The organism is Bacillus sp. S4 (assembly GCF_040838205.1).
Lineage (GTDB): Bacteria > Bacillota > Bacilli > Bacillales > Bacillaceae_G > Bacillus_A > Bacillus_A cereus_U.
Genome location: NZ_JBFPJI010000472.1, coordinates 1 through 1,853, shown reverse-complemented (window position 1 = coordinate 1,853; position 1,853 = coordinate 1). Strand labels below are relative to the sequence as shown.

Here is a 1,853-nt window from a genome sequence, read left to right as displayed (position 1 = left end):
TATAAAGAGTTAAAAGAAAAAGGAATCACAAATATTAAAAACGTTGCTTTTGTGTCTGTTCAAGAAACGGATGGATCTTTTGCGATTAGTTTAAAAGAATGAAAAAATCCCCTTACTTGTTCAAGGGGATTTTCTTCACTATATAGCTTCTTTCTTTCCTGCCAAGTTTAATGGAACAGGATGTTTCATACGATTCATTGTAAATACAATGATTGCTGTCAATATTTCCGCTACTGGCATAACGAGCCAAATTCCATTTACACCAAATAATTTCGGCATAATCCATAACAATGGAATAATAAATAGTAAACCACGGCTCAAAATAATAAGAACTGATTTTGTCGTTTGTCGCACTGATTGGAAATACTCTCCATACACAATGTTATAGCCTAAAAATACATATTGTATAAAGAATAAACTAATACCCGTTAACGTTAACTCCAATAGTTCTGGGGATTGAACATCAAACAAACCAATTATATATTTCCCGAAGAATAAACCGACAACAATTGCTACGCCTCCGAGTACAACTGCAGTTTTTACAGCTAACCGTAATCCTTCACGCAGTCTTTCTGGTAAATTTGCACCATAGTGGAAACTAGCAATAGGTTGTAATGCGGCTCCAACACCGAAGAATAATAGTAATGTCATTGCATGAATACTATTGACCATCGCATAAGAAGCGACACCTACTTCTCCTGCATATTGAACAAAAGCGATATTAAAACCAACCGTTACAATCGCTACTGTAATCTCAGTTGTAAAACTTGGGAAACCAATCACCATAATTTGTTTAACCGTATCCCATTCAAAATGGAATTTCGTCCACTTTAAAACACTACTTTTTCTAAAGAAGTGAGTTAATAATACAAGGAAACCAATTGCCGCCGAAAGAATAGTTGCTGAGGCAGCACCTGTTACGCCCCATCCAAAGATAAAGATAAAGATATAGTCAAAGATAATATTCAATACAGCTGTTACGACAAGGCCTGCCATTGCTAAATTAGGATTTCCATCGTTACGTATAAATGTGCTTAAAATATTTTCTAAAACGTATATCATTCCAAATGTTAATAACACTTGTAAATAGTCTAACGCATATGGCAAAATCACTTCATTTGCACCGAATAGATATGCTATATCTTCTATTCTCCATAAGCAAATAGCCGCTAAAACACCTACGATAATAACTGCCACTGTCATAGATTGAGTAAAAATAGACCTTGCTCTTTCCAGTTTATTTTCCCCTAGTGCAATGGAATATAACGTTGCTCCGCCCATTCCAATCCATAATGAAATAGAAAAGAAAATTGAAAACGCTGGAATAGCTACGTTTACTCCAGCCAAACCGTTCGCTCCAACTCCTCTACTAATCATGACCGCATCAATCACAATATTAACCGACATTAATACCATCCCAAGAACAGCTGGTATTAAATAAGTGATAAATAAACTTTTAATAGGTTTTTCTCTTAATTTTTCTGTTGTTTCCATCATATAAATGCTCCTTTTTCAATGCTCTGTTCACAGTTTAAACCTTCAAGTTACTTGAAGGTCAATAGAGAATCGAAAAATATATAAGCCTATTTTTTAACAACAGGTATTTGAATTTCCGTTACTTGCTCTTTCGGATTTTCTGTTACAGACCAATCAATTAACGCAAGCTCAAGCGCATCTCCGCATACTTCGTATCCTTCGTTATCAATGTGATTTAATAATTTCGTATACGTTGCATCTGTTTCTTCATATGGTCCATGGTGATAAGAACAAGCAAATATTCCTTCTTTTATTTCATCTGAAGTATGCAATTGAAAAGGCATGTAATCCAATAAAATAAACACACTGTTATATGC

The 1,853-nt window shown here is 34.6% G+C and carries 2 protein-coding genes and 1 pseudogene; 1 reads left to right on the top strand and 2 read right to left on the bottom strand.

The annotated features are described in order from the left end of the window. Positions 1-102, top strand: a pseudogene (locus tag AB3X48_RS21730) (DUF421 domain-containing protein); the annotation flags it as partial. A gap of 36 nt (positions 103-138) precedes the next feature. Here AB3X48_RS21730 and AB3X48_RS21725 read toward each other — a convergent pair. Beyond that, a complete protein-coding gene (locus AB3X48_RS21725) occupies positions 139-1,494 on the bottom strand; it encodes an MATE family efflux transporter (protein WP_088098964.1) in 1,356 nt (451 codons plus the stop codon). 89 nt (positions 1,495-1,583) lie between these two features. Then, positions 1,584-1,853: GyrI-like domain-containing protein (locus AB3X48_RS21720; RefSeq protein WP_367959933.1), on the bottom strand; the 270-nt coding region annotated here is incomplete at its 5' end.

Bases quoted from the DNA above. Each gene is read 5' to 3' on its own strand.
- AB3X48_RS21725 (WP_088098964.1), bottom strand. From the start codon at position 1,494: ATGGAAACAACAGAAAAATTAAGAGAAAAACCTATTAAAAGTTTATTT.